The 26908-nt window shown below is 38.6% G+C and carries 28 protein-coding genes and 1 riboswitch; of the genes, 9 read left to right on the top strand and 19 right to left on the bottom strand.

Annotation, left to right across the window (positions count from 1 at the left end; genetic code table 11):
• The 7 genes from ptsI to CXF74_RS09160 all read left to right on the top strand — a co-directional run bounded on the left by ptsI (window position 1) and on the right by CXF74_RS09160 (window position 7468).
• The gene (gene ptsI / locus CXF74_RS09190) at window positions 1-1722 is read left to right on the top strand and encodes a phosphoenolpyruvate-protein phosphotransferase PtsI (RefSeq protein WP_101082109.1); all 1722 of its coding nucleotides are present in this window, start codon (window positions 1-3) and stop codon (window positions 1720-1722) included.
• 81 nt (window positions 1723-1803) lie between these two features.
• Window positions 1804-2313 (top strand): PTS glucose transporter subunit IIA, encoded by a 510-nt coding sequence (gene crr, locus CXF74_RS09185; RefSeq protein ID WP_101082108.1) that lies wholly within the window; start codon window positions 1804-1806, stop codon window positions 2311-2313.
• A gap of 108 nt (window positions 2314-2421) precedes the next feature.
• Window positions 2422-2769, top strand: coding sequence for an ArsC family reductase (locus CXF74_RS09180; RefSeq protein ID WP_101082107.1), 348 nt, complete (start codon window positions 2422-2424; stop codon window positions 2767-2769).
• Between the two features lie 9 nt (window positions 2770-2778).
• The gene (gene dapE / locus CXF74_RS09175; protein ID WP_101082106.1) at window positions 2779-3918 is read left to right on the top strand and encodes a succinyl-diaminopimelate desuccinylase; all 1140 of its coding nucleotides are present in this window, start codon (window positions 2779-2781) and stop codon (window positions 3916-3918) included.
• Window positions 3909-4574 carry a M15 family metallopeptidase gene (locus CXF74_RS09170; protein WP_101082105.1) on the top strand — a complete coding sequence of 222 codons (666 nt, stop codon included), beginning with the start codon at window positions 3909-3911 and terminating at the stop codon, window positions 4572-4574. The genes dapE and CXF74_RS09170 overlap by 10 nt, the downstream gene beginning before the upstream one ends.
• Before the next feature lie 14 nt (window positions 4575-4588).
• A complete protein-coding gene (locus tag CXF74_RS09165) occupies window positions 4589-4969 on the top strand; it encodes a PilZ domain-containing protein (protein WP_101082104.1) in 381 nt (126 codons plus the stop codon).
• A gap of 144 nt (window positions 4970-5113) precedes the next feature.
• Complete coding sequence (locus CXF74_RS09160; RefSeq protein ID WP_101082103.1) at window positions 5114-7468, top strand: PilZ domain-containing protein; 2355 nt, start codon at window positions 5114-5116, stop codon at window positions 7466-7468.
• 82 nt (window positions 7469-7550) lie between these two features.
• Here the strand turns inward: CXF74_RS09160 and serB are convergent, their stop codons facing one another.
• Window positions 7551-8594 carry a phosphoserine phosphatase SerB gene (gene serB / locus CXF74_RS09155; protein WP_232772480.1) on the bottom strand — a complete coding sequence of 348 codons (1044 nt, stop codon included), beginning with the start codon at window positions 8592-8594 and terminating at the stop codon, window positions 7551-7553.
• Window positions 8595-8697: 103 nt separating this feature from the next.
• Between serB and CXF74_RS09150 the strand changes: the two genes are divergently transcribed.
• A complete protein-coding gene (locus CXF74_RS09150) occupies window positions 8698-9318 on the top strand; it encodes an AhpA/YtjB family protein (protein WP_101082102.1) in 621 nt (206 codons plus the stop codon).
• 80 nt (window positions 9319-9398) lie between these two features.
• On the opposite strand, the gene CXF74_RS09145 is transcribed toward CXF74_RS09150, so the two are convergent.
• The 3 genes from CXF74_RS09145 to CXF74_RS09135 form a co-directional block, all read right to left on the bottom strand.
• Window positions 9399-11192, bottom strand: coding sequence for a chitinase (locus CXF74_RS09145; protein ID WP_101082101.1), 1794 nt, complete (start codon window positions 11190-11192; stop codon window positions 9399-9401).
• A gap of 464 nt (window positions 11193-11656) precedes the next feature.
• On the bottom strand, window positions 11657-12775 hold the full coding sequence (locus tag CXF74_RS09140; protein WP_101082100.1) for a DUF5610 domain-containing protein: 1119 nt from the start codon (window positions 12773-12775) through the stop codon (window positions 11657-11659).
• Between the two features lie 112 nt (window positions 12776-12887).
• Window positions 12888-13232 carry a 50S ribosome-binding protein YggL gene (locus CXF74_RS09135; RefSeq protein ID WP_101082099.1) on the bottom strand — a complete coding sequence of 115 codons (345 nt, stop codon included), beginning with the start codon at window positions 13230-13232 and terminating at the stop codon, window positions 12888-12890.
• A 210-nt stretch (window positions 13233-13442) separates the two neighbouring features.
• Here CXF74_RS09135 and CXF74_RS09130 point away from each other — a divergent pair, with 210 nt between their 5' ends.
• On the top strand, window positions 13443-14399 hold the full coding sequence (locus CXF74_RS09130) for a trypsin-like serine peptidase (RefSeq protein ID WP_101082098.1): 957 nt from the start codon (window positions 13443-13445) through the stop codon (window positions 14397-14399).
• 38 nt (window positions 14400-14437) lie between these two features.
• Here the strand turns inward: CXF74_RS09130 and CXF74_RS09125 are convergent, their stop codons facing one another.
• The 15 genes from CXF74_RS09125 to moaA all read right to left on the bottom strand — a co-directional run bounded on the left by CXF74_RS09125 (window position 14438) and on the right by moaA (window position 26631).
• Complete coding sequence (locus CXF74_RS09125) at window positions 14438-15172, bottom strand: EAL domain-containing protein (RefSeq protein ID WP_101082097.1); 735 nt, start codon at window positions 15170-15172, stop codon at window positions 14438-14440.
• A 117-nt stretch (window positions 15173-15289) separates the two neighbouring features.
• Window positions 15290-16348 (bottom strand): molybdenum ABC transporter ATP-binding protein, encoded by a 1059-nt coding sequence (modC, locus tag CXF74_RS09120; protein ID WP_232772479.1) that lies wholly within the window; start codon window positions 16346-16348, stop codon window positions 15290-15292.
• Window positions 16341-17027 (bottom strand): molybdate ABC transporter permease subunit, encoded by a 687-nt coding sequence (gene modB, locus CXF74_RS09115; protein WP_101082096.1) that lies wholly within the window; start codon window positions 17025-17027, stop codon window positions 16341-16343. Before modB ends, modC begins: the two co-directional genes overlap by 8 nt.
• Before the next feature lie 73 nt (window positions 17028-17100).
• Complete coding sequence (modA, locus tag CXF74_RS09110) at window positions 17101-17814, bottom strand: molybdate ABC transporter substrate-binding protein (RefSeq protein WP_232772478.1); 714 nt, start codon at window positions 17812-17814, stop codon at window positions 17101-17103.
• The gene (gene moaE, locus CXF74_RS09105) at window positions 17811-18263 is read right to left on the bottom strand and encodes a molybdopterin synthase catalytic subunit MoaE (protein WP_101082094.1); all 453 of its coding nucleotides are present in this window, start codon (window positions 18261-18263) and stop codon (window positions 17811-17813) included. The genes modA and moaE overlap by 4 nt, the downstream gene beginning before the upstream one ends.
• Window positions 18264-18512, bottom strand: coding sequence for a molybdopterin converting factor subunit 1 (gene moaD / locus CXF74_RS09100; RefSeq protein ID WP_101082093.1), 249 nt, complete (start codon window positions 18510-18512; stop codon window positions 18264-18266).
• On the bottom strand, window positions 18509-19009 hold the full coding sequence (gene moaC, locus CXF74_RS09095; RefSeq protein ID WP_101082092.1) for a cyclic pyranopterin monophosphate synthase MoaC: 501 nt from the start codon (window positions 19007-19009) through the stop codon (window positions 18509-18511). The genes moaD and moaC overlap by 4 nt, the downstream gene beginning before the upstream one ends.
• A gap of 160 nt (window positions 19010-19169) precedes the next feature.
• Window positions 19170-19685 (bottom strand): molybdenum cofactor biosynthesis protein B, encoded by a 516-nt coding sequence (gene moaB / locus CXF74_RS09090; RefSeq protein WP_101082091.1) that lies wholly within the window; start codon window positions 19683-19685, stop codon window positions 19170-19172.
• A gap of 107 nt (window positions 19686-19792) precedes the next feature.
• Window positions 19793-20371, bottom strand: coding sequence for a molybdenum cofactor guanylyltransferase (locus tag CXF74_RS09085; RefSeq protein ID WP_101082090.1), 579 nt, complete (start codon window positions 20369-20371; stop codon window positions 19793-19795).
• 101 nt (window positions 20372-20472) lie between these two features.
• Window positions 20473-21048 (bottom strand): NapC/NirT family cytochrome c, encoded by a 576-nt coding sequence (locus CXF74_RS09080; protein WP_101082089.1) that lies wholly within the window; start codon window positions 21046-21048, stop codon window positions 20473-20475.
• A 13-nt stretch (window positions 21049-21061) separates the two neighbouring features.
• Entirely contained in the window at window positions 21062-21532 is a 471-nt protein-coding gene (locus tag CXF74_RS09075; protein ID WP_101082088.1) for a nitrate reductase cytochrome c-type subunit, read from the bottom strand.
• Between the two features lie 341 nt (window positions 21533-21873).
• Window positions 21874-24369 carry a nitrate reductase catalytic subunit NapA gene (gene napA / locus CXF74_RS09070; protein WP_101082087.1) on the bottom strand — a complete coding sequence of 832 codons (2496 nt, stop codon included), beginning with the start codon at window positions 24367-24369 and terminating at the stop codon, window positions 21874-21876.
• Window positions 24370-24671: 302 nt separating this feature from the next.
• The gene (locus tag CXF74_RS09065) at window positions 24672-24926 is read right to left on the bottom strand and encodes a chaperone NapD (protein WP_101082086.1); all 255 of its coding nucleotides are present in this window, start codon (window positions 24924-24926) and stop codon (window positions 24672-24674) included.
• Window positions 24923-25402, bottom strand: a complete 480-nt coding sequence (gene napF / locus CXF74_RS09060; protein WP_232772477.1) for a ferredoxin-type protein NapF — start codon at window positions 25400-25402, stop codon at window positions 24923-24925. Before napF ends, CXF74_RS09065 begins: the two co-directional genes overlap by 4 nt.
• A 248-nt stretch (window positions 25403-25650) precedes the next feature.
• A complete protein-coding gene (gene moaA / locus CXF74_RS09055; protein WP_101082084.1) occupies window positions 25651-26631 on the bottom strand; it encodes a GTP 3',8-cyclase MoaA in 981 nt (326 codons plus the stop codon).
• Window positions 26623-26766, bottom strand: a riboswitch (molybdenum cofactor riboswitch). Its footprint overlaps the gene before it by 9 nt.
• Window positions 26767-26908: the final 142 nt, after the last annotated feature.

Raw genomic sequence — 26908 nt, 5'->3', positions numbered from 1 at the left:
ATGATATCTGGCATTCTAGCCTCACCTGGTATTACCTTTGCGAAAGCACTGTTATTACAGGAAGACGAAATCTCTCTCAACATGGATAAAGTTGAAGATATAAATTTAGAAGTTACACGTTTCCTGGAAGGGCGCGCGAAAGCTTCGGCTCAGCTTGAAATAGTGAAACAAAAAGCACTGGAAACATTTGGTGAAGAGAAAGAAGCAATCTTCGAGGGGCACATTATGTTGCTTGAAGATGAAGAGCTAGAAGAAGATATCGTAGCTTACATCAAGAAACATAATTGCTCAGCTGACTTTGCAATTCACAACATTGTTGAAGAAAACGCGGCGATGTTGCAAGAACTTGAAGACCCTTATCTTCGTGAACGTGCTTCTGATTTCCGTGATATCGGAAGCCGCTTGTTGAAAAATGTATTAGGTATCGACATTGTTAACCTAAGCAATATCAACGAAGAAGTTGTTTTAATCGCAAACGATTTAACGCCTTCTGAAACAGCTCAAATCAATCTAGATAAAGTATTAGGTTTCATCACTGATATCGGTGGTCGTACTTCACATACTTCTATTATGGCTCGCTCTCTTGAAATCCCTGCGATTGTTGGTACTAATGATATTACTAAACGTGTAAAAAATGGTGACACTATCATTCTTGACGCGCTTAATAATAAAATTATTATTAACCCAAGCGAAGCTGAACTGGCTGAAGCAAAAGAAATTAAAGCAACTTTTCTTGCTGACAAAGAAGAACTGGCTAAATTAAAAGATTTACCTGCTATGACCCTTGATGGTCATCACGTTGAAGTTTGTTCAAACATTGGTACTGTAAAAGATACTGATGGAGCTAAACGCAACGGCGCAGAAGGTGTTGGTCTATACCGCACAGAATTCCTATTTATGGACCGCGATCAATTACCAACTGAAGATGAGCAATTTGTTGCTTATAAAGAAGTTGTTGAAGCAATGGAAGGGAAAGCCTGCATTATCCGCACAATGGATATTGGTGGTGACAAAGATTTACCTTACCTAGACCTGCCAAAAGAAATGAATCCATTCTTAGGCTGGCGTGCAATTCGTATCTGTTTTGACCGTCCTGAAATCATGAACCCACAATTACGTGCCCTATTACGTGCTTCTGCATTTGGTAAGATTCGTATTATGTTCCCAATGATTATTTCTGTTGAAGAAATTCGTAAACTAAAAGAAATTTTAGTGGTACTTAAAGCAGAATTAACTTCTGAAGGACATGCATTCGATAAAGCAGTTGAAATTGGTGTAATGATTGAAACACCAGCCGCTGCAGCGATTGCACACCACCTAATTAAAGAAGTTGAATTCTTTAGTATTGGTACTAACGATTTAACACAATATACTCTTGCTGTTGACCGTGGTAATGAGTTAATCTCTGACCTATACAACCCAATGACTCCTTCTGTACTGACTATCATCAAAACAGTAATTGATGCTTCTCACGCAGCGGGTAAATGGACTGGTATGTGTGGTGAACTTGCAGGTGATGAACGTGCAACACTACTATTATTAGGTATGGGCCTTGACGAGTTCTCAATGAGCGCAATGTCAATTCCAACGGTTAAGAAAATTATCCGTAACACTAATTTCTCTGATGTTAAAGCATTAGCAGATAAAGCATTATCAGTTGCAACTGCAGCTGAAATTGAAGCCCTGGTAACTGAGTTTAATAAGACCAAAGGCATTAACTAATTTAAGAAACGGATCTATACTATTTAAGTCTTTGATCCGTTTAGTAACTTATTCTATAAATTTAAAATTTGGAGTTAAACCATGGGTTTTTTCGATTCATTAAAGAAAGCAGTTTCAGGCAATACACAATCTGATAATACAATTGACATTATCGCACCTATCTCTGGCGAAATCGTTGCTATTGAAGATGTGCCAGATGTTGTATTTGCAGAAAAAATTGTTGGTGACGGTATCGCAATCCGCCCAACGGGTAACAAAATGGTCGCACCTTGTGACGGTGAAATCGGTAAGATTTTTGAAACTAACCACGCATTCTCTTTAGAGTCTGATACGGGTATTGAGCTATTTGTTCATTTCGGTATTGATACTGTTGAGCTAAAAGGCGAAGGTTTCACTCGTATCGCTCAAGAAGGCCAAAAAGTTAAAGCCGGTGATACTATCATCGAATTTGATCTAGAATTCCTAAAAGCAAATGCAAAATCAATCTTAACACCTGTTGTAATTTCAAACATGGATGAGATTAAAGAACTACAAAAAATGTCTGGTACTGTTGTTGTTGCTACAGACCCAGTATTAAAAATCATTAAATAAGTTAAATCTTAATAATGGTATTAAAGAGTCACTTAGGTGGCTCTTTTTGTTTCTGATCCCCTCTCTTCTTCTGTTATAATTGTTTTTATTTTCAATGGATAAACAGTTGTGACGACTCTCTACGGCATCCCGAACTGCGACACAGTTAAAAAAGCACAAAAATGGTTAATCACCAATAACATTACTTATACTTTTCACGATTATCGAAAAGAGGGTTTAGATGAAGCACTGCTTACCGTGTTTCTTAAAAACCTCGCGTGGACAGACTTACTTAATAAACGCAGCACGAGTTTTCGAGCACTTAGCGCAGAGCAAAAGGAATCACTCAGCGAAGCCACTGCCATCCCCCTGTTTATTGAATTTCCCACGTTAATCAAACGCCCTTTATTAATCAGTAACAACACCCCGATTTTGGGTTTTAAAGCTGAAACATACCAAGCATTTTTCGCCATTTAAGGAACACAAATGTCAGACTCTCCTGTATTAGCACTTTTAAAAGATTTAATAAGCCGTCCATCCCTCACGCCTAATGATGCGGGATGCCAACCACTACTAATTAAACGTTTAGAAAAAATCGGCTTTACCTGTGAAGTCATGGAGTTTGAAGATACGCTTAACCTTTGGGCACGTCGCGGCAGTGAAAAACCTTTATTATGTTTTGCAGGCCATACTGATGTTGTGCCGACCGGACCTGAGCACCTATGGAAGTGCCCTCCTTTTGAACCGACCGTCATTGATGGCTACCTTTATGGACGAGGTGCTGCTGATATGAAGAGTGGACTAGCTGCATTTATGGTTGGCCTTGAAAAATTCATTGAAAATAATCAAGATCATAATGGCTCTATCGCGATGCTCATCACCAGCGATGAAGAAGGCCCATTTATTAATGGCACAACACGTGTCATTGATACACTCGAAGCACGTAATGAAAAAATCGATTATTGCATTGTTGGTGAACCTTCAAGTACCGATCACGTGGGTGATACCATCAAAAATGGCCGCCGCGGCTCCCTGACAGCCGATTTAACCATTAATGGTGTACAAGGCCATGTTGCTTATCCTCATTTAGTGAAGAACCCGATTCATAATTGTATGTCAGCGATGACAGAGCTGACTGCGACGACCTGGGATAGTGGCAATGCATATTTTCCGCCGACTAGTTTCCAAATCACTAATTTCAATTCAGGTACTGGTGCAAGTAATGTGGTGCCTGCACAGGCACATATTCAATGTAACTTCCGTTATTCAACAGAATTAACGGCAGATCAAATCACCGCACGTGTTGAAGAAATACTAAAAAGTCATGATGTTGCTTTTGATGTAAAGTGGACTTATAACGGTTCTCCTTTTATCACCCAACCAGGTTCATTAACAGATGCAGCAAGCCAAGCGATTAAAACAGTGACTGGCTTAACCACTGAACTTTCAACAAGTGGTGGCACATCAGATGCACGTTTTATCGCCCCAACAGGTGCGCAGGTTGTAGAATTAGGTCCAAGTAATAAAACCATTCATAAAATCAATGAAAGCGTGAATATCGACGATTTAGAGTCTTTAGTTGATATCTATGCACTTACTTTAGAAAACCTATTAGCATGCAAATAACAGAGCTCACGGGTCAAATAGAAACACATTTGACTCAACTTGATGCGCGTACAGCGATTCACAGTGATGTGGTTGCTCCTTTTTTAGCACTGCAAGAAAGTGCTAAAAAAGCAGGTTTTAATTTACAAATTGCCAGTGGCTTTCGAAGTTTTGAACGACAACGATTAATTTGGAATAATAAGTACGCAGGAAAAGCCCCGCTGCTTAATAAAGATGAAACACCACTTGATACAGAGCAACTTTCTGAATTAGAAAAGCTCTTCGCTATTTTACACTGGTCAGCGTTACCGGGTGTAAGTCGTCATCATTGGGGCACCGATATTGATATCTATGACCCAAGCCTATTACCTCAAGGGAAAAAGCTTCAATTAGTGTGTTCTGAGTATCAGCAGTCAGGTTATTTCTTTGAATTAAACCAATGGTTATCAGAGAATATGGGCACCTTTGGTTTTTATCGCCCCTATCAAACTTACCAAGGTGGCGTTGCTGCCGAGCCGTGGCATATTAGTTATCGCCCTATTTCACAAGGCTGTTTAGAAAAATTAACTATTGATGTTATTTATGATCTCATTAACAAAAATAATGTCCTCGGTAAGTCGCTAATTTGCCAACAGTTACCTATGATATATAAGCAATATATTTGTAATATCAACTAAAATAGGAAATAAAAATGTCAGAAAGACGTCGATTTTCACGAGTTATTTTTTCTGGTGACTGTTCACTAAGTGAAGAGGTCGCAGGTGAAATAGAAATATCAAAAACTGAATTAGTAGATATTTCATTAAATGGAGCCTTAGTGCATCGTCCAGAAGCATGGCACGATGAACCGGATGCATTGGTTAATTTAAACCTAACACTGGCAGGATCTGATATCATTTTGGAAATTAATGGGATTATATGTCACCAGAAAGAAGACTTACTGGGCATTAAATTCTTAACACTGAGTTTAGAAAGCATTTCACATCTCAAACGCTTAATTCAATTAAACCTTGCAGATAGTGAATTAATGCACCGCGAAATGTCACAACTTATTAATTTAGATGAAGACTAGTACTAAAGTGCCTCAGAAATCGTTGGGGTAACCTTTTCTCTCGCACGACTTCCTAGTCTTTAATATGTAATCACTCAACAGTAAGCGACTGCGCAGATATGTTGAATATAATAATAGAAATAATTGGATGAAATATAGTTATTTATGGATTTAAAGGCCTATCAAACTCAAATAATTGAGCTCATCCCACTGCGTAATGAGCCCGATTTCAATGACCTTCTCAATAAGATATTATTTGGTGAAAGTGCAAGTGATAAGTTTCTCATCAAAATGGAACTCAGTCGCCTTGCGAAACCCTGCCAACGTATACTCGACATACGAGACAAGGTCACAGAGAAATGTGACCTTGTTGAACAGGACAAATTAAAGCACTATTTAACAAAGCCCACTACGGTTGTATTACAGAAAAATATAACGCTATACGGACTTTATACCGTCGGTGTATATGAAGCGGTACACGCCTATATCGCACTAGAAAAAATCAAGAAAAAATCCCAACAGCGCTCACCAGAAACCAAAGTCATAACACAAGAGCAATGTGAACTGATCACGCTTTCACAAAAGAATAAACGTGGCGCACCACGTATGTTTTTTGTTTCTGATATCACGATCACCCTTAGTGATGGAAAAGCGTTGAAGGCCCACACTTCTAATATTTCTCTTTCGGGTGTGAAATTGAAATTAAAAGAGCATATTCAATTTCAGCCTCAAACGTTAATGTCACTTACTTTTTCTGGGTTAGATCTTGAATATCATGAGAAAGTATTAAAAGAGCCGATAACTTATCAACTCGTAAAACAAGAAAGTGATGCTGATGATAGCCACTATTTGTATCTTAATTATGCAGATGACAAGCAGCGTTTTCTCACCTTCATGAGTGAATTTATTCGCCTTAATCAATACAAATACAAAATAGATGTACATTATTACTACCAATTAGCCAAAATAAGCGCTTTAAAGCAAAGTTATCTGGCCCAGATGAATACACTGCCAATTTGTCTTGATGCCCATGCTCCTTCGCCGTTTATTTTTGCATTAAAAAACAAAATCAATCAGCAGTTACTCAATGAATGGCACTGCGAAGGCGTTAACCAGCTCAACTTTTTGTTTAATGAATTACGCTTAATTAAACTGATTGCCAGTATGCAGACGTTAGATAGTACGACCATTTATACTTTTACTCATACGGTGAAAGGTAAACAATATTTTCTTTCTGCAAGCGAAGAAGAACTCATTGAGAAAGACCTCAAACACACTTTTATTAACTATGGCCGTAGTAAGTCAAATTGGCGGGTGTACCACTTAACATTATCAGATTACCAATATCAAACAGCCAAACGACAACAGGTCGCAGAGCCTGTTCCCGCGATATTTAAAAAAGTGACACATATGGCGACCTTACAACGATTAAGTAAGGCTTACCCTTTTGTCATCGATGAAGAACTGAGTAAGAGTGATGTAAACCAACTCAATCAGTTTGTACATCGTAATGAAAACACCATTGCGCCTACCCCTGTGTTTACCCTTTTTTCTACTGAGCAACGTAAAGAGGCACGCTACCTGTACTCAAGTAACCTTTCGGTTGCAGATAAAAAGAGTGCTTATAATGGCAAGATTATTGATTTTTCTTATACCGGTTTAAAAATAAAACTGAATCAAATTACGGCATTCTCAACTTCAACCAAATTAACGGTTAATTTAACTGAGTTACAAAAAATCTCTAAAAAGTTTGCCCTTTCAAATTTGCAGTACAAAGTGGTTAGAACAGGTGCTAACAATATATTACACCTACAGGTATGCGATAAAAAAACGCTCGATATATGCCAACAATTTTTTTCCGTTTTAGTGAAAAATAATGCCAAACATTTCACCTGTAGACCTTTAAAAGAAAAACAGCAGCCACCGGGAAAACATCTGATTGAAGTTGCCGAAGAATCGTTTACCAATACGGTCTTTTTTATCAGTAAAATCGGTGCTCGTCATAAAATCACCTTTGCAGCAATGGAAACCACAGACCACCCTTTGCATGCACTTTTTTCCATGTTTAGTGATAACAAGCATGAAGTAAATTACTCTCCACTAGCAAACAACCAGCTTTATGAGCGTCTGATTACACAACCTTTAAAAGCAAGTGAAGCAGGATCATTAAATAAAGAAGCGCTGATTTATATCAAAGTGGTCAAAGATGAAAAACAACAATTGAAAGTGAGTAGCTTTCTTGATGAAGATTTCAAATCAGACCAAGCAAAAGCAACGTTTATCCGTGAGAGTCAATTTAATGCCTCCTTCTACGCACTGCACTATCGTTTGACGCCACTGCCTAACGTAGATATAGACAGTATTAAAAATGAAGTACGTGCTATTTCACGCTTTGCGATTCATTTAACGAAGAAACTTGAAGAGGAATTACACGCAGTGGAAGCGATGATTGAGATAACAGACCGAACAGCAGATATTATCAGTACGGTTGAAAAAAAAGAGGTTAAATTAGCCAACTAGTTAGTTGTTAGCCTGAGAGCGCTCACGTCTAAAGAAACAAGCAGTAAGCATTGCGCTTATCGCTTGTTTCATCTAATCGCGATTAAGACCAATTAGTACTGCTATTTGCACTTAAAATAGCGAGAGCACCTTCTAAATCTAAACTGTTCAATGATATTGCAGCTTGTTCTTGTACGATAGGTTTTGCATGAATCGCAATGCCCATTGCTGAAGCGGCCATCATCACTAAATCATTCGCACCATCACCAATAGCAATGGTTTGTGTCATTGGAATATCGTATTGTTTCGCGAGCTCTATTAACGTACGCGCTTTTACATCTGCATTGACTATTTCGCCAACAACTTTTCCTGTTAAGGCGCCATCAGCCACTTCTAATGTATTAGCGATGGTAAAATCAAACCCATGATCTTGTTTTAGTCTGTCTGCAAAATAGTTAAACCCGCCTGACGCAATCGCGACTTTCCAGCCTGCCTTTTTGAGCCCTGCAATTAAGGTTTGTAAACCCGGCATTAATGGCATGTTGTCTGCGACTTCATCCATAATAGAAAGTGGCATATTCTCCAGCTTGCCGACACGTGTACGCAAGCTTTCATTAAAATCAAGCTTGCCTTGCATCGCAAGTGCTGTCACCGCTGAAACTTGCTCGCCTACACCATACAGTCGTGCAATCTCATCAATACATTCAATTTGTATTGTGGTTGAGTCCATATCCATTAACACAAGACCTGGCTGCGACCAATCTGGAAAGCTTTCCATTAACGCAAAATCAAGTGCACTGCTTTTACTAAATTCATCTAATCGTTTTTTTAATGACGTTGGAAATGCATTTAATAACAATCTGATAGTGCTAACACCTGCAATTTCCTCTGGTGAGCAAAGCATTATAGAGTCGATACCTTGCTCATTTAATAGGGTTAATAAAGCGCTTAGTTCTTCGCAAGAAAATGATTTCCCCATCACAATCAATTCAGATTTTTTTACAAAGGCAGGATCGTTAATCTGTGTTAATATGCCTTTTTGAAATAAAAGAGACTCAAGATTAGTAACATCTTGTTTTAAAGCATCTCTCCATTGAATTAATGACTGAGATGTTGAAGGGATGTGCATTTTTTGTATCGTTTTCACAGTAATATACCTATCATTTATAATGAGATGAGCCTCATCCACTGAAGCGCAATAACAATAGCGATTGCTTTTAACGATTACAAGCGATCCCAAGGAATAATCGATGAATAAAAAAATGTATTACTGCTTACGATTTTTTCAAATTAGCGGTTTATTAGTCGTTTCTATTATTATTATTTTTCAATTAAATGCATTACGCGTTATCTCCAATGAAGTGCGCTACCAACAAACTGAAAAATTCTCATACTCGCTAACTAATTTGGCTGCGGCGGAGGCTGCTCGTTACCTTGCTCAACAAAAAAACAAAGATTTACAGCTATTAATTAATGATTTAAGTAACGACCCTATGGTGCGTGATGCGACGATTTACGATAATTTAGGCAAGGTATTGTTCCAGTCAAATGAGCCGTTATTATTACCTATCCTGTTAAAAATAAACCCTTCATCAGGTAAAGAGATCAAAGGCATTATTCCTTATATCGCCGAATTATATAAAGAAGATGAGAAGATTGGCTACATTAGAATATCACTAAGACAAGATCATATTTTACGCATTATTTTTGATTCTCAAGAGCAAACATTAGAAACACTTATTTCGCTATTAATACTCTCTTTTCTAGCAGGAAGTATCATCATGGCACTCTTTTTTAAACGTCTTAAAGGCTGGTATTACCGCTTGAATCGACTAATACCGAACTTAATTACAGCGAACACTAAAACTTAAACGCATTAAAAAAGGCCAGTATCATAAAATGATATTGGCCTTTGCTGTCACTTAACGTTCATTTGTTAACGGCGAGCTAATTACTCACCTTTAGGAATGATCACGCCATTACCATCGGTTGCTTGCGTATTAAAATTATCTTCAACACACATTTCATAATCACCACTTGCCCAAGCGCTATAAGCGGTTTGGTAACCTGCGAGTTTACATTTGAAGCTATGGTTGGCAGGTGTATTTGCATCCCATCCCCAATCTTTATCCCAGTTGATCATTAATGCGCCTGCACCATCAGTATTGAATGCTTTCATATCAGCACAATCTAATTTCTCAGCAGAAATATCAAGATTTAAGTAGTTTGAAAACTCTTTGTAATAAGCAATACGACTTTTCGCTTGATTAGACGTAGTGCCTTTATTACATTCAAATGCACCATTGATGATTTGAATAGTTGCACCAAAACCATGCTCAATGCCAGCTGCTTTATCCGCTGCATTTGGCTGCCACGTTCCATCTATAACATGTAACATGCTTGGTTTAGGCGGCTGCGGGTAAACATAAAAGAACACGGCAGAAGCAAGATTTAACCAAGTATCAGCGACCAAATCTGGATTTTCTAACAAGACATCTTTATCGCCAAACATCGCCTCAGAAAATGGACCGTAGTTATAATTCCAACTTAACTGTTTTGCACCACGACCAAAGTAGCTTTTATCTTTTGCACAAGGCCAACGCTCACCTTGCCATCCTGAACACGCATTATAAGGTCCTGTTGTATCCGATTCTGATTTATACATCTCACGGAGATAATAGAGACCTTGACGCCATTCGGGATTACCCTTCGCACCTTCCCAGCCAGGAGCATGCGCACCCGTTTCTTGTGTAAAGTGTGCAAACATTGTTGCCATTGAACGTTTACAGATAGCGTCTGAATCACGACCATCTTCATAGGTACGACAGAACGCAGGGAACTTAGCAATTGCCTGTAAAAAACGACGGTAAGTATAAGCCTCATTACGTATTGGGAATAAGAACTCCCATAGTGCGCTATCAATTATTGATTCAGCACGTAACACGTTATCAGGGTTCGCCAGACGCATTGGTAATACGGCTTCAACAGCAATATTATCGAGTGTTACCGCGTCAGCACGAATTAAATCAAATAACTCGCCACTCGTTAGCTCTGTTTCAATTGCTGATAATTGTGCACGTGGAATTAAGAAACCACCGTTACCATCTTCCGTTACACTTAGTTCGCCTGTAAATGGCGGTATAGGTGTTGGCGTAATCACAACCGGCGTGGGTGTAATCACAATAGGTGTTGGCGTAATTACAACCGGTGTTGGCGTAATGAAAACTGGCGTTGGTGTAATAACAACTGGCGTGGGTGTAATGACAACACTGTCACAACCCGCCAGCTCCCAGAACCATGAAGCAACACTTGGTGTCTCCCATGTACCGGGATTATTTTTAGCAACAAAACATTCGCCTTTATAACTAACAATATCGCCATTCTTTGCTTTTGTTTTACCTGCAATAAATGGTGTCGCGACAACAACAGGTGTTGGGGTGCTAATGGGGGTTGGTATAATAACAGGTGTCGGTATTCCCGTTGGTGTCACGATGTTATTGCACGAGCTAACATCCCAAAACCATGAAGCAGCACTTGGTGTTTCCCATGTGCCAGGGTTATGTTTTGCACTAAAACATTCGCCTTTATAAGAAACAACATCACCATTAGATACTTTTGTTTTACCTGGTACAAAAGCGCTGATAGCACCCTCAGCAGCAAACGCACTATGACTTGCGAGAAGTGTCAGTGATGAAGAAAGTAACGCAATAGAAACGGCTTTTTTCGCTGGACTAAATTTAAACATTTAACTCATCCTTGTTAAATTAATGAACGATTTAACTAAGCAATGAGGAGAAGAGTAAAAAGTAAGATATAACCGGAGGCCCCTTTACGTTTCAACAAAAAAGGCTAACTTATAGCAATATTAGGGTTAATAATCCTTATACCAAGTGTATTAAATATGTGATCTTGTATTGCGCAGGAAAAATGAGGGCTATCAAGGCATGAGTTGCAGGAAGTAGTTATTCTCCTTTCAATATTCATAACGCAGATAGCGTTCATTTTAACCAGCAAGGCTGATCAAAAATTAAATTCAGTTGGTATTATCACACATTGCCGTTTATCCCTGACTAATTAAGCATTTCCGTATGCTTAGCCAAATACATGACCATATCGACATTGAAGCCGATATAATTAAAGAGTACGCTTTGTGTTTTTTTAAATCAACAACAACTCTGTAAAATATTAGTTAAATCAATGACTAAATTGTCATCTATTTTCACGTTGAGACGCTAAATTAGCTAATTGTTCAAAGACAGACTCACTGTACTCCAATAAATTATCTGATTCTTTGTCATCCGGTGCTAACCACTGAAGTAATTCAGTAAGATGTTCTTCAATAGCAAAAGGCTTTGCTTGCTCGTATGCTTGCGTTAACTCATCATTAATAGGCCTGAAATTCTGCGCAAGCTCTTTTCCTGGCATCACTTTTTGGTATTCTTTAATAGAGGCGACCGTTTCGCTCCGATTAAGATCCATCGAAAACGCGGCTAAATGTGTTGGGTCCATCGAGATAGTTTGCGCTTCATCAAAAGCGTCTTCCAGGTCGCCATTAAAGAATAGATCACTGACATTTTGTAAACTACCAAGCAATTTATTGATGGTCTGCTGTTCATCTTCATTTAGCTCGCCATTTACCTCAAAGGAAAAGGCAGTCTGAGAGCTTGTTTTTTGGGAAGAGGCGTGATTTAAACCATTTTCAGTCAAATTGGAAACGGATACGTTCTGCTGCAGGTACTCAGAGTTAAAGGTAATATTAACTTGATCACCCTCTTTAGTAATGAATTTAAAAGAGGCGTCTTTGGTTAAATTATAATGGCTGGCTTCTTTATAGCTAGTTAACCCCATTGGCGGGGAGTCAGTATTAGCCAAAATTTCATCAGCAAAGGTATTTAAACCGCTTGTAAGTTGCTTCGCAGTTTCATCAATACCTTGTTTAATATTACTCGTTAATAATCCAAGTTCAGCAAGCTCTTTTGAAGCACCATTAAGGCCTTCTTTCATGCCTTTTTGCGCATCGGAAAGCATCTTATTTAACTCGCCTTCCGTTGCACCATTATTTTTAGCGTTGTTGATTGCACCGGTAACAACGTTAAGAATATTCTTAGTCACCGTCTCAAAGTCAAAAACAGTCACGTCTTTGTTTGCCCCTTGTGCAGGCAACCCCAGCGCTTCATTTAATCGATTATTAACAACATTGGCAGCAACATTATTTTTATCAATATGGTTATCGTTAAGAGCCTTTGCATCTGAAGCAATTTTCACATTACCTTGTGTCAATTGATTAAACATCGCTAAAGGCTGAAAATTTTGCATATCTACTTTCATGCTACTCTCCAATACGCTCGAAAAAATTATCACCTTTGATAGTTATCGACATTTACAAAGAAATCCTTAACTTATTTTATAGAAAAGTTAAGGATTATAAAATAAGTGTTTATTACTGACCGTAATATGCATCTGAAAGAGGCGCAACAGAACTATCAATAATGAATTCATAACCTGCTAACCATTGCTCAAATGCGCTACGGTCTTCGTCTGTTGCACTTAGGTAACGGCCGTAGCTGCTGATGAAGATAGTAAAACTTTGCGTACCACCGGCACCGCCCATAATAAGATTACGCGAATCAACAAATGTCACTATATCAGCAAAAAAACGATCAAAAGCTTGCTCATCAAGATCGGCAAATTTAAATGAAACATCAAAGCCTAATACAGCGTACTTACCAACATAAAGTTTTTTATCAAGACGGTTACTTCTTTTTACTTGTGTAATTGTTTTCATAACATTTCCTAATTATTTTAATGAATTAATCTTATTACATAATACTGCTAATAATTAATAGGTATATAGTAAAGATTGCTTTATTTACATTCGCTTAGCCTTTAAAGCACTTAAATACAAAACACACCTCACAGTTTATACTTAAATGTATTTTTAAAAAACCAAAAAAATGTTACTGGATTTTTTGCGAATCGAACGTATGCTTTTTAAATGAATAAATTTTTAAGTGCGATCCTATTGTTACTCTTTTCACTGCAATTATGTGCAGAGAGGCTGAGTGAAAATCGCGTTATTGATTTCAAAAATAGTAATACACACACCCTTCAGTACAAACATATGCTGACTAATACCGGTATTTTAGTTGATGATAATAATATCCATAAAAAAACCCTGTTAGCAGATCGTATTCTTTCTATATTTTATAACAACACCAAAAACCGCAATGTCTGTGAAGATGTCCCTTTTATCAAGCAAATCGCAATTGGCACCTGCAGCGGTGTCTTACTTAAACCAAATCTTGTGGCGACAGCGGGCCATTGCGTTGATAAGAATATATTTTCTAAAACATGGTTTTTTAATTACCAAAATGGTGACAACCTAGCATTAAAGAAAGGTTACAAAGTACAACGAGTCATTTTTAAAAATTTTGAATTAATCCGAAGCGGCTATTCCTTTGAACGTAATACCATTAATCGTCAGCGCCAAAAAATTGGAGTGGGTCCCCTACCTCCTGATATGCACGATTATTCAAATTATCGAGATATTGCATTGCTTGAACTGGAGGCTGAGGTCGAGGGTTACATTGCTTTTAATATTAACTTCACCCCGTTCTTCTCTGGACGAAAGGCGATATCCGTCGGTTATCCACTGGGTTTATCTTTAAAGCAAAATACTAACGGCACGCTAAAAGAGATGGCCAGCCCTTATTATATGACCACCAATATTGAAACATTACAGGGAAATTCTGGTGGTCCATTATTTGATGTTGAAACAGGCGACCTTATCGCGATAACGGTGAATCAAGGCTTTAATTCAACTTTTGGTTTACGTAAGAATGAGCGTTGTTACGGCTTTAAACCCCATTTAATGGTAGACAAAGATGTCGCTCACTCAAGCGGGCATATGACACTTGCTCAAGTGAAGCAGTATATTTTTGACTCCCCATAACGAATGATCAATGTTTTATTGATCATTCGCTTTCGCTCTCAGGTAACATTATTAAATAATTTTTTATATAAAAAACCCTGCACATAATCCGCACCAATCTGTTTTGCAAAAGTGAGATCTTCTAGTGTTTCCACCCCTTCTAAAATGATTTTTTTCCCTGTTTCGTGCGCATAAGAGATCATCGCGTTGACTAAGGGCATAAAATTTTTACTGTGGCGTTTTTTAATGACGTATTTATCAAGCTTAATATAATCCACCATCTGAACAACGGACGTTGACAGCATTGATTGTGGATTAAATAAATCATCAATAGCAGTGCTAATGTTATTTTTTGATAAGTTATCAATCATCGACAAACTCATTACAGCATCACTTAATTCCGAGTTTTCAATAAGTTCTACGATAACATTCGCTTTATTATAATTTTTAAACAACGCCACAAAAGGATTATTACTGTCTAACAATCCGGATGCCGAGTAAGAGTCCTGATCCAGGTTCACAAATATATTGGCGCTGTGTGGCGCATAGGAAAGTTGTAATTTTTTTTGTTCGTACTCTACTTGAAAAAGGCTCAAAGGGTTGTCATGTAATGAAGCGTAAACTAAATCTGGGGGGATAGTCTGACCATCCGCTTTATAAAAACGAGAAAGACATTCATAAGCAAAAATTCGCCCATCCACTGTTGATACAATCGGCTGATATTCAGCCCCGTAACGTTTTGTTTCCATTAATTCGAGTAGTTGACGTGCATTAAGGTGTTTAAAGTGACTCATTAGCATTCCATTGTTTATCAGGTTACAATACAATGTAATTGATAATCACTACCAAGTAAATGGGGTAACTTAAAGTTTGACTAAAGATTTAGCTTTGAAGGAATGAATTAAAAATGATTAGGTTATCTCGCCAATAATACTGACCGCTTTAATATAACTATAAACAGATTGCCCTACTTTCAACTGTAACTGTTGCAACGACTTAGCTGTTATTTTGGCTAATAATTTTTGCTTTCCAAGATTCAGCGTTAACAATATATGACTGGCTGATATCTGTTCTATTTGTTCCACCTCGCTAGTAAAACAGTTTTGTAATGAACTATGCGGGAATTGTTGCGTTGCAATGATAACGTCTTTGCTTTCTACCTTTATCTGTAAAATTTCTTGCTCAACAGGTTTATCCATGGCGAGATATATAGCCTGACCATCAACTTTACCCTGCAACATCGCATGTGTTTCATCCCACGATAAACACGTTACATTAAGCAACAAACCAGAATGAGCGTGCTTTACTAAGCTTAACCTAGGGTCAATAAATAATTTTTGAGGGTCCCCTACCGCTTCTATTTTCCCGTCATTAATCAATAACATATTATTGGCCAAATAAAAGAGCTCTTGCATCGAATGGGTAATATATAAAATAGGAATCTGCTTGGCTAAGCGCTTGATAAACGGTAACAGTAACGCACGGCTATGCGCATCAAGTGATGAAAGTGGCTCATCCATGATTAACAATTGGGGCGCGGTTAAAATAGCACGTGCAATCGCGATACGCTGCTTTTGACCTCCTGAGAGGGCAATCGTTTTTTTATCAAGTAGGTTTTCAAAATCCAGTAACTTAGCCAGTGTCTCTATCGTATATAGACTGCGTTTATTGTGCGCTAACGTTAGGTTTCCTAAGGCATCTAAATGGGGAAACAAACGAGGTTCCTGAAATACCATACCAATTTGACGATGCTCTGTTTTGACAAAATGTTTGTCATCTTGCCAAACGTTATTATTAAAATTAACTGAGCCAATAAATTGTTCATCTAATCCAATTAGGGCACGTACTAGTGAGGTTTTACCCGCGCCAGAGTCGCCAAAAACGCCACAAACGCCCGCTAAATTAATCTCAGCAGCAAAATTAAATAACCCTGCTTTGCAGAGCGTAAATTTAAGCATATTATTAGGCATCGTTTAATCGCTTCTGGCGTTTTTGAAGCACACCGTAAATTAAGATGAGTAAAGACATTGAGAAAATGAGCAGTGATATAGACAGTAAATGCGCTTGTTCGTACTGTAATGTTTCAACATGATCAAACAGCGTAATCGACAATACCTGTGTCTCACCAGGGATATTTCCCCCAATCATCAATACCACGCCAAATTCACCAATGGTATGTGCAAACCCTAATGCGCCAGCAATAATAAAACTGGGCAAGGTCATCGGGAAAACGACTTTATAAAAGGTTTTAATAGGACTAAAACCTAAGGTTGACGCCACTTCTAAATAGTTTTTATCTAGGTTTACAAAAGCACTTTGCAGAGGCTGTACAACAAAAGGTAATGAATAGATAACAGAGGCGATTAACAGTCCGGCAAAAGAAAAGGCTAAACCACTGCCGGTTAATTGTATCCAAAAAGCCCCAAAATAACTGTCAGGAGAAAATGAAAGTAGAAGGTAAAATCCTAATACAGTAGGCGGTAATACTAAGGGTAATGCCACCAGCGATTCGATAAAGGGTCTAAAAAACAATTTACTACGCGCGAGCCACCAGGCAAGCGGAGGCGAAATTATTAATAAGGTCAGCGTTGTTAAACTCGCAAGTTTTAACGTTAAATAGATGGCGCTTAGATCAAGTTCACTGAGCATATTTATAAATCATCGTGAGAAGCCATAGTTAGCAGTCATGCTTAGAAATCATAGTTATAGTTATAAGTCATGGTTATAAGTACCCTTTTTGGCGTATCAAATCCTGAATAGCATCAGATTGTAAAAAGTCGACAAAGTCTTGTAGCGCTTGTTTATTTTTACTGCCTGATAACATCACACCTTGTTGTAAAATTGGCAGATAGCTATCAATGGGTAACAGATAATATTGGCTTTCATTATTTTGTAATAATAATGTCTGTGCGACAAAACCTGCACCGATATTGCCGGTATCGATAAATTGATAGGCTTGAGCAATATTATTGCCTTTTATATAAGAAAACTTATTCCATAACTTAAACTTCTGCAATGCTTGTTGAGTGGCAAGGCCGTAGGGAGCAAGTTTAGGGTTAGCAATGGCAACATGTCCTTCAAAATCAATCAGACTTTGTTTGTTAACTTCTGTATCACTTTTCGGCACCCAAAAAGCCAACTTACCACGTGCGTAAGTAAAACGAGATCCCTTGATACCTAATTTGGATTGTTCAATCAATTGGGCTCTTTCTTTATCAGCAGATAAAAACAGGTCAAAGGGAGCGCCGTGTTTGATCTGATTATATAAAATGCCCGTAGAGCCACTTGAAATTAATACTTTTTGATCAGATTGTTGTGCATATAAATCAATAATTTCACTCAATGTGACTTTAAAATTACTCGCAACCGCTACCTTCAACGAAGCATGCGCTGGCAAGATAAAACAAAGCAATAAAAGAGCAACTAACTGTTTCACACAATATCCCATTTAGAGAGTGCCGTTTGATCACTTTCACGGGCATCAACCCAATAAGATTCACCAACACTGTTGGTTTCTTTTTTCCAAAATGGCGCCTGTGTTTTTAAGTAGTCCATTATAAATTCACAAGCAGCAAATGCATCACCACGATGAAGACTTGCCACACCCACAAAAACAATTTGATCCAATAACTGTAATTCACCCACACGATGAATAACCGTCGCATTGATGATGGACCAACGTAACTTCGCTTGTTCAACAATATCAGCTAAGGCTTTTTCAGTCATTGCAGGGTAATGCTCAAGCGTCAACGCACTTATCTTCTCACCTTGATTAATATCACGCACTAAACCAGTAAAGGTCACAACGGCGCCCGTATGGCTTGCTTGGCGCAATCGATCATATTGAACTTGTTGATTAAAATCTTCAGTTTGAACTTTTATCATCTAGCCACCCGTCACAGGGGGAAAGAAAGCAACTTCGTCACCACTCGACAAAGTAGCGGTTTTATTACTAATGGTTTGATTAACAGCTACCATTAATGTCGCTCTTGAAAGTAGTTTTTCCCACTGTTCATCTTTGTTTTTTAAATTGTTTAATAATACTTGTACGTTTGGATTTTCATCGCTGCTGACACTTAATTCAGACACACCGAGTTGGTCGCGCAATTGCGCAAAAAATAGAACTTTAATCATGCCTTACTTTCCATATTGCTTGCTGCTTTAAAATGGCCTGATTTACCACCGGTTTTCTCAAGTAATTTAACTTGTGAAATGATCATATCTTTTTGCACTGCTTTGCACATATCGTAAATCGTCAGCGCCGCCACAGAAGCGGCCGTTAATGCTTCCATCTCAACACCTGTTTTACCAGATAATTTACATAAGCTTTGAATACGCACACGATTCAGTTCTGGCTCAGCAGTTAATTCAACTTCTACTTTTGTCAGCGCTAATGGATGACATAACGGAATAAGATCCGATGTTTTTTTAGCCGCCATAATGCCAGCAATACGTGCTGTCGCGAACACATCACCTTTATGGTGATTGCCACCTATGATTAACGCCAATGTTTCAGGTGCCATCTCAATATAAGCTTCAGCAATCGCTTCGCGAACGGTAACACTTTTCTCTGTCACATCAACCATATTGGCTTTACCATCTTGATTGATATGAGTAAATTTATTTTCCATGATGAACCTTTGTTTTCGATGTAACGGAATATACTAACTAAATATGTTTGATGAATTCAGTCTAAGCTAGATTGTTAAATTCAAGGCGAAAGCGCGGAGCTTGGTTTACCAAGTGAGCACTTTCAACGCAGAAGTTAACAATATAGCGACGACTGAAACATTAAACACCGATGTGTGGCATAAAATTACACGGCTTATGGGTGCTATTCATCTGTTCTTTAATGATTTTTGTCCAAGCGGTTTTACATGCGCCCGTAGAGCCAGGCATGCAGAAGATAACCGTCTTATTAGCAAAACCAGCAATAGCACGACTTTGAATCGTTGACGAGCCAATCTCTTGGTAAGAAACGTGGCGGAACAATTCGCCAAATCCTTCAACATGTTTATCAAACAAAACAGATACCGCTTCAGGTGTTGTATCACGTGAGGTGAAACCAGTACCGCCAGTAATCAATATCGACTCGATATTATCATCCGCAATCCACTGCGATACGATTGCACGAATTTTATAAGGGCAATCAATGACAATCTGCTTATCCGCTAATTGATGTCCCGCTTCCACTAATGCGTCCGCTAAATACTTTCCCGACGTATCTGTTTCTTCGTTACGAGTATCTGATACTGTTAATACTGCCATTTTTGCAGGTTTGAATGCTTTAACACTAAGGTGACTCATTTGTATTCCTTTGTTTTTGTAACCATTCAGAGTCCATCATTTTGCTCTGAATAGGTATTGTTTGTTTTTATATAAAACACCCGTATTAAACGAATGCACTGTAAATATTATTTTGGTAACGCGTGATACGTTGCTAAGCAATCAGTCCACTCTTGTGGCGTATTACTATTTTGAAAACGATGACTGTTTTCGGCTTGCACATTAATAGGCTGTAGTTTAAGTATTTTTAACAAACGATAAAGTGAACGTTGCCTATTATGGGGTGAAGCGAGTGCTTCTGTTAAATATTCTTTTAGCTGCTTTGTTAAAGGCAGAATCATCGGGAAAGTTGCTTGCGCATAAAATACTCCTTGCGGATAAGTAGCAAAAGCATTTAATAAGAACTGACACTCTTCAAGCCCTAAAAGAGGCATATCAACAGGAATAACAAATAAAGCATCATACTCTGAAAACAATGTATTAACACAGGCATCTAAGCCACCAATAGGACCTAATAAAGGATTAACATCCTCTATGCATTGGAAGTCTTTATATTGACCACTTACAAAAACATCACTGAGTTTTAATGTCGATAAAAGTGCCACATTACGCGTTAACAATGTTTGTTCGGCTAATAAAAGTTGCGCTTTATCTCGCCCCATACGCGATGATAATCCACCCGCTAATACAATTCCTGCAACGTTCAAAAAAATTCCTTTCATCTTTTTTATAATAAAATTAAAAAAGGGGCTAGTAGCCCCTTTTTAGTTTACGTATGACTCAACAGTATTGAGATAATACAGCTATTTTACCAGCCTTCAATACCTTCCATATTTGGAAGTTGATGTGCAATACCTTTGTGGCAATCAACACAGGTCTTTTCACCCGAAGCAAGTGCGGTAGAGTGCTGTTTTACACTACGTGCGCCCTGCTCACTGAAGTCCATAAAGTCGAACTCATGACAATTACGACATTCCTGTGAATCATTCTCTTTCATACGATGCCACTCACGATTAGCAAGATAACCTCGACGTTCTTCAAATTTCTCTTGGGTGCTAATGGTACCCATTGCAAATGCCACTAACTCTTTAGACGCTTGTACTTTACGTACAATTTTATCTGTCCAGTTATGTGGTACATGGCAATCACTACAAATAGCACGTACACCCGATCGGTTTGAGTAATGAATCGTCTCTTTGATCTCTTTTACAATTGGCGCATGACAACCCGCACAGAACTCTTCTGAATTGGTCGCTTCCATGCCCATATTGAAACCACCCCAAAAGATGATACCACCGGTAAAACCGAGTATGAGGATAAACCCCATAGCAGCTGAAGAGGGAGACTTCATCACTAACCATAACCGTTTTAATAAATTCAGCATAATTTTTGCTCCTTTATCTCAACGAGTCGACTGGTTGGAAAGTATTTCCTACCAATGGTTTTGCATCGGCTTGCGTTACGTGACACTGCAAACAAAAGTAACGACGTGGCGATACATCAGATAACGTTGTACCATCGCGCGCTTCAAAATGCGTCACACTAATTTTTGTTGCGCCCATATCACCCGCATTTTTGAAGCTATGGCATGACAAACATTTATTAGCATTTAAGTTCACCTGATAACCACGTGTTGTGTGTGGTACTAATGGTGGTTGTTGCACATAGTTTCGATCGATAGGTTGTTGGTCTCTTGGCACACGCTTCATTGGCTCAGATTTATTAATATCCGAAATTTCAACCAAACCACGCAATGAACTAACACCCCCAGTATTCGAAACTAACTCATCTGAGCCATCGCTCCAAACAGGTGATGCGGTTAATGCAACGATTCCAGCTGCAATAATAGCTGTTAGCAATTTTTTCATTTTGTCTCTCCGACTTTTTTTATCTTATTTTAGGCTGTTTTTCTGCAACCTAAAATAATCATAACGATAACAATACACGCGTGAACACCTTAAATTACTCTGTATTTCACACTAGCTATAAGAGTGGCTAAGTAAAACTGCCTAGCCATTCTTATTATTGTTTTGGTTATACCAGTTCCATTAATTTAATGGTCTAATATTGCGCAGGAAAAATAAGCGAGTTCAAGGCGAAAGTTGCTGTAAATGGTTGTTCCCTTTACAAAACTTACAACGTGGAAATCGCTTCTTTTAACCAGCAAGATTGATCCGTTATTTAGTGAAATTGGTATTAATCCCCTTGATTATGCTTTTTTGGTTATCTTAACCGCACACTTTTTGTAATCCGTTTGTTTTGAAAGCGGATCCGTTGCATCGAGTGTGATTTTGTTAACTAACTGTTTAGCATCGAACCAAGGCATAAATACCAAGCCTCTTGGTGGACGGTTACGACCACGCGTTTCAACACGAGAGGTTAACTCGCCACGACGAGATGCTAATACAATCTCATCACCACGGCGTAAACCACGTGATTTAGCATCATCAGGGTGCATGAACACAACCGCGTCAGGGAAAGCACGATGTAATTCAGGTACGCGACGTGTCATTGAACCAGAATGCCAATGCTCAAGCACACGACCAGTACTTAACCACAGGTCATATTCTTCATCAGGTGATTCTGCAGGTGGCTCGTATGGTAGTGCAAAAATAACCGCTTTTTTATCTTTTTTACCATAGAACTGGTATTCAGAGCCTTTTTCAACATACGGATCGCTTCCTTCGCGGAAACGCCATAACGTTTCTTTGCCATCCACAACCGGCCAGCGTAAACCACGTTCTTTATGGTATCTGTCATATGGTGCTAAATCATGTCCATGACCACGACCAAACTGAGCATACTCTTCAAATAAGCCTTTTTGAATGTAGAAACCACAATCACGCGCTTCATCATTGAGACGGTCTGCAGGCACTTCATCTAAACTAAATGCATCAACATTACCGTTACGGTAAAGCACGTCATACATAGTTTTTCCACGTACTTCAGGCATTTTAGCGATTAACTCTTCTGTCCAAACTTCTTCAATTTTGAAGCGTTTAGCAAATTCCATTAATTGCCATAAATCAGATTTTGCACCCGTTGGCGCTTCAACTTGTTGGTACCAAGTTTGTGTACGACGTTCTGCATTACCGTAAGCGCCCTCTTTTTCAACCCACATTGCTGTTGGTAAAATAAGGTCAGCCATTTGCGCTGTTACCGTTGGGTATGGGTCTGAACAAACAATAAAGTTCTCTGGATTACGGTAACCCGGAATAATCTCTTCATTAATATTTGCACCGGCTTGTACGTTGTTGTTACACATTGTCCAATAAGCATTTAGCTTGCCGTCTTTAAGCATGCGGTTTTGCAATACAGCGTGATAACCCGGTTTTGCTGGGATAGTCCCTTCAGGTAACTTCCAAATTTTCTCAGCAATCGCACGATGCTTAGGATTTTTAACCACTAAATCAGCAGGTAAGCGATGTGAGAAGGTACCCACTTCACGTGCTGTACCACAAGCTGATGGTTGGCCTGTTAATGAGAATGGACCAGAACCCGGTTTAGAAATCTTACCGGTTAACAAATGAATGTTGTACATCAGGTTGTTCGCCCAAACACCACGTGTATGTTGGTTGAACCCCATTGTCCAATATGACGTTACTTTAATTTTTGGATTTGCGTAAACTTTTGCAAGCTCAATTAATTTCTTGGCAGGTACACCAGACATTCTCTCTGCATATTCAACATCAAATTCAGAAACATACTTAGCAAACTCATCAAAACTGATGGGTGTTGACGCACCTGAATCTGGGTTTTTAGCTTCTTGTTGTAATGGGTTTTCAGGACGAAGTCCATAACCAATATCAGTGGCACCTTTACGGAAGTTTGTATGCTTTTTAACGAAGTCTTTATCCACACCATCATTTTGAATAATGTAGTTAGCAATAAAGTTTAAGATGGCTAAATCAGACTGTGGCGTAAAGATCATACCGTTATCAGCAAGCTCAAATGAGCGATGCGTATAAGTAGATAAAACATGCACACTAACATCAGCATTGCTTAAACGTCTGTCAGTTAAACGCGACCAAAGAATCGGATGCATCTCTGCCATGTTCGATCCCCATAATACAAATGCATCTGCATTTTCAAGGTCGTCATAACAGCCCATTGGCTCATCAATACCGAAGGTACGCATGAACCCACCTACCGCAGATGCCATACAGTGACGTGCATTGGGGTCGATATTATTACTACGGAAACCGGCTTTCATCAATTTAGAGGCAGCGTAACCTTCCATTACTGTCCATTGACCAGAGCCAAACATACCCACCGCGGTAGGCCCTTTCTCTTTTAATGTTTTTTTGAATTTCTCAGCCATCACATCAAATGCAACATCCCAAGAAACCGGTGCAAAATCGCCTTCTTTATCGTACACACCATTAGTTTGGCGTAATAAAGGGGTTGTTAAGCGATCTTTCCCGTACATGATTTTTGACAGGAAATAACCTTTGATACAATTAAGGCCCTTATTCACAGGTGATTCTGGATCCCCCTGCGTCGCCACTACTTTCCCGTCTTGTGTTCCTACAAGTACACTACAACCGGTACCACAAAAACGACATGGGGCTTTATCCCATTTGATTTTACTTGCATCCTTGCTGGCAATTAAATTGCTAGCAGAAGCCGGTAATGTTATGCCTGCAACAACGGCTGCCGATGCGGCTGCCTGTGCTTTCATAAATTCACGTCTGGTAAATGTCATGTTTCTTCCTCACTGATTTTTTTGAACTGCGTTATATACCCATGTTATCTCAAGATACTTTGTCAGGCACTAGCTTGATAAGCAGAGCAAGGCGCAACAAGAGTTAATGGTCATTCCCTTTTCGATTGTTGCAACGTAGGGCTGTTTTTCAAGCTAGCGCCCCGTAGGGCAAGGCAACTTGCACCAATCTACGTCGTTATAAAATATCGACTTAGAATAACTAGGCTTCAATTTTATGCCTAGCATCTCGGCACAATTTTCCTTGCTGACTTTGCATTTTGAGGTAGCATGGGTATAAATGGTTAGGCTTCTGCTTTTTCAAACTCATGGTAGACAAGGCCGGTATTGATAACCCCATCTATTTCATTAATACTATCAATTACTTCCATAATAATGCGTTGATTTGGTGCTTCTAGCACCACGATCGCTTTCCCTTGCTCTGAAACAGTGATCACCTCAGCACCCTGTAATAAGTTAATTTTGGCACGGATCATATCCACTTTTAGGATATTCACATGCACGATCAAACTTGAGATATGTAGTTCTTCAGGTTTCATTTTAGTTCCTTTATTTCAATTGCTTTCGTTGGACAAGGCGCAACACAAGCACCGCAACCGATACATAAATCAGTATCAATTATTGGTATAGCACTGATACCAAGTTGAAACGTTAACGCTTGAGCCTCACAACTTTCAGCGCAACTGCGACAATAAATATTTTCATGGGCTAAACATGTTTGCTTAATGAGGGCTTTTTTCTGCCACGGAGATGCACTAGTAGCTGTAAATATAGGCTCTTTACAAACATCTGCACATTTCCCACAAAAAACACATTCGCCTAAATCAAAATCAATATTTGGAAAGCCGCCGTCCCCTTTGATAATAATATTTTCTGGACAAACAGAAATACAATCAGCACATTGTGTACATTTTTCTAAAAATTGCTGTGCATCGATAATCCAAGGTAATAAATTATCCGTGGTTATCTCTTTTTTTCGCTTAAATAGACTGCGTTTCGTATCATCAAAGTGCACAATATAACCCTACTTTAATTATTGTTATGTAAACGTTAATTATTGTTTTTACTTTGTAACAAATAATAACAAATATGCATTAGACAGGTATGCTAAAGAAGAGATCTATTGATGCACATCAATAACTTGGTCGAATAATGGGAGTTGACAAACAAAAAACAGGGGTAAATAATTTAATTTAGTAAGGTGGTTTACTCTCACGTTTACGGGGGTACTCAGTAAGGAGTAGTAACGTGAGAGTGTTTATACTATCCGCCGATAGAGGCTAAATGAGGCGTTGCACCAGTATTGCCCGATTGTAAGTAGTGGCTTTCTTTTTTGTCATTTAACGCCAATATAATACGATGCTTCAACGCTTCTTTTTGCGAAGCATCCACCAATAAATCACGTAGATCAACGCCCTGCTCACCAAATAAACAAAGGTGTAATTTGCCAGTTGAAGAAACACGTAAACGGTTACAGCTTTTACAAAAATCTTTGCTGTAGGGCATAATTAACCCAACTTCACCTTGAAACTCATCGTGGGTAAAAATTTGTGCAGGTCCATCATGACTTAAGGGGACTTTTTGTGTCCAACCCTCGGCTAATAATTTCTCTTTTATCCACAAACCTGAAAGATGGTGTTTATCGAAAAATTCAGCATTATCACCGGTTTGCATTAACTCAATAAAGCGCAGTTGAATGGGACGTGTTTTTATCCAATCGATATAAAGATCCAGATCTTTATCATTCAGGCCTTTCATTAATACACTGTTAATTTTGACCTGTTTATAACCCGCATCAACGCAAGCAGAAACGCCATCCATCACTTTTTGAAAGATGTTTTTGCCAGTGATTAAATGAAAGGTTCTAGCATCTAAGCTATCAATACTGACATTGATTGCATCGAGACCCGCATCAAACCACTGCTGTGCGTCTTTTTGCAGTCGAAATCCATTGGTAGTGGTCGCCACCTTTTGGATACCCGGCACACTCGCAACCGATTTAATGATATCAGGAAAGTCTTTACGTAAGCTCGGTTCACCACCAGTGATACGTACTTTTTTAGTGCCTAACTCAGAAAAAGCATTAACCAGATGGTTAATTTCTTGATGAGATAAAAACTCACCTTGGTGGCTACGTTTGTACCCATCAGGTAGACAATAATTACATTTAAAATTGCATTCGTCGGTTATCGACAGGCGCAGGTATTCGAACTTACGCTCGAAGTTATCTTTTAGCTGTTGCATGTTTTAGTTCCTTTCCAAACACGGGAGGCAAAACAATTTCTTGTTTTACCCTTCTTAACAAATGGTTAACGTTAAGCGGCTTAATTCACATATTCAAAAAACTTAGCGATATTAAGCTCGGAGCTGTAGGTATAAATGTGAACATTATGTTACATTTGCGTTCTGTTTTTTTATTCTCTATTAGTCATGAAAATTAATCTACTCTTTCATTCCCATTCTGTTGTAAAAGTGATTACAAACGCTTGTTTGTTGATTCTTATCATATCGGCAGTACATA

It is taken from the genome of Psychromonas sp. Urea-02u-13, from assembly GCF_002835995.1.
In the GTDB taxonomy this organism is placed as follows: Bacteria; Pseudomonadota; Gammaproteobacteria; order Enterobacterales; family Psychromonadaceae; genus Psychromonas.
Note: the sequence above shows the minus strand (reverse complement) of the source record. Positions and strands in the feature narration are given on the sequence as shown.

Bases quoted from the DNA above. Each gene is read 5' to 3' on its own strand.
- crr (WP_101082108.1), top strand. From the start codon at position 1,804: ATGGGTTTTTTCGATTCATTAAAGAAAGCAGTTTCAGGCAATACACAA.
- CXF74_RS09125 (WP_101082097.1), bottom strand. From the start codon at position 15,172: ATGAGTCACTTTAAACACCTTAATGCACGTCAACTACTCGAATTAATG.
- CXF74_RS09135 (WP_101082099.1), bottom strand. From the start codon at position 13,232: ATGAAAACAATTACACAAGTAAAAAGAAGTAACCGTCTTGATAAAAAA.
- CXF74_RS09145 (WP_101082101.1), bottom strand. From the start codon at position 11,192: ATGTTTAAATTTAGTCCAGCGAAAAAAGCCGTTTCTATTGCGTTACTT.
- CXF74_RS09065 (WP_101082086.1), bottom strand. From the start codon at position 24,926: ATGAAACCTGAAGAACTACATATCTCAAGTTTGATCGTGCATGTGAAT.
- CXF74_RS09165 (WP_101082104.1), top strand. From the start codon at position 4,589: ATGTCAGAAAGACGTCGATTTTCACGAGTTATTTTTTCTGGTGACTGT.
- moaD (WP_101082093.1), bottom strand. From the start codon at position 18,512: ATGATTAAAGTTCTATTTTTTGCGCAATTGCGCGACCAACTCGGTGTG.
- CXF74_RS09170 (WP_101082105.1), top strand. From the start codon at position 3,909: ATGCAAATAACAGAGCTCACGGGTCAAATAGAAACACATTTGACTCAA.
- ptsI (WP_101082109.1), top strand. From the start codon at position 1: ATGATATCTGGCATTCTAGCCTCACCTGGTATTACCTTTGCGAAAGCA.
- CXF74_RS09140 (WP_101082100.1), bottom strand. From the start codon at position 12,775: ATGAAAGTAGATATGCAAAATTTTCAGCCTTTAGCGATGTTTAATCAA.
- moaE (WP_101082094.1), bottom strand. From the start codon at position 18,263: ATGATAAAAGTTCAAACTGAAGATTTTAATCAACAAGTTCAATATGAT.
- napA (WP_101082087.1), bottom strand. From the start codon at position 24,369: ATGACATTTACCAGACGTGAATTTATGAAAGCACAGGCAGCCGCATCG.
- modC (WP_232772479.1), bottom strand. From the start codon at position 16,348: ATGCCTAATAATATGCTTAAATTTACGCTCTGCAAAGCAGGGTTATTT.
- CXF74_RS09160 (WP_101082103.1), top strand. From the start codon at position 5,114: ATGGATTTAAAGGCCTATCAAACTCAAATAATTGAGCTCATCCCACTG.
- CXF74_RS09080 (WP_101082089.1), bottom strand. From the start codon at position 21,048: ATGCTGAATTTATTAAAACGGTTATGGTTAGTGATGAAGTCTCCCTCT.
- moaB (WP_101082091.1), bottom strand. From the start codon at position 19,685: ATGAGTCACCTTAGTGTTAAAGCATTCAAACCTGCAAAAATGGCAGTA.
- dapE (WP_101082106.1), top strand. From the start codon at position 2,779: ATGTCAGACTCTCCTGTATTAGCACTTTTAAAAGATTTAATAAGCCGT.
- CXF74_RS09130 (WP_101082098.1), top strand. From the start codon at position 13,443: ATGAATAAATTTTTAAGTGCGATCCTATTGTTACTCTTTTCACTGCAA.
- moaA (WP_101082084.1), bottom strand. From the start codon at position 26,631: ATGCAACAGCTAAAAGATAACTTCGAGCGTAAGTTCGAATACCTGCGC.
- modB (WP_101082096.1), bottom strand. From the start codon at position 17,027: ATGCTCAGTGAACTTGATCTAAGCGCCATCTATTTAACGTTAAAACTT.
- moaC (WP_101082092.1), bottom strand. From the start codon at position 19,009: ATGGAAAATAAATTTACTCATATCAATCAAGATGGTAAAGCCAATATG.
- CXF74_RS09075 (WP_101082088.1), bottom strand. From the start codon at position 21,532: ATGAAAAAATTGCTAACAGCTATTATTGCAGCTGGAATCGTTGCATTA.
- CXF74_RS09150 (WP_101082102.1), top strand. From the start codon at position 8,698: ATGAATAAAAAAATGTATTACTGCTTACGATTTTTTCAAATTAGCGGT.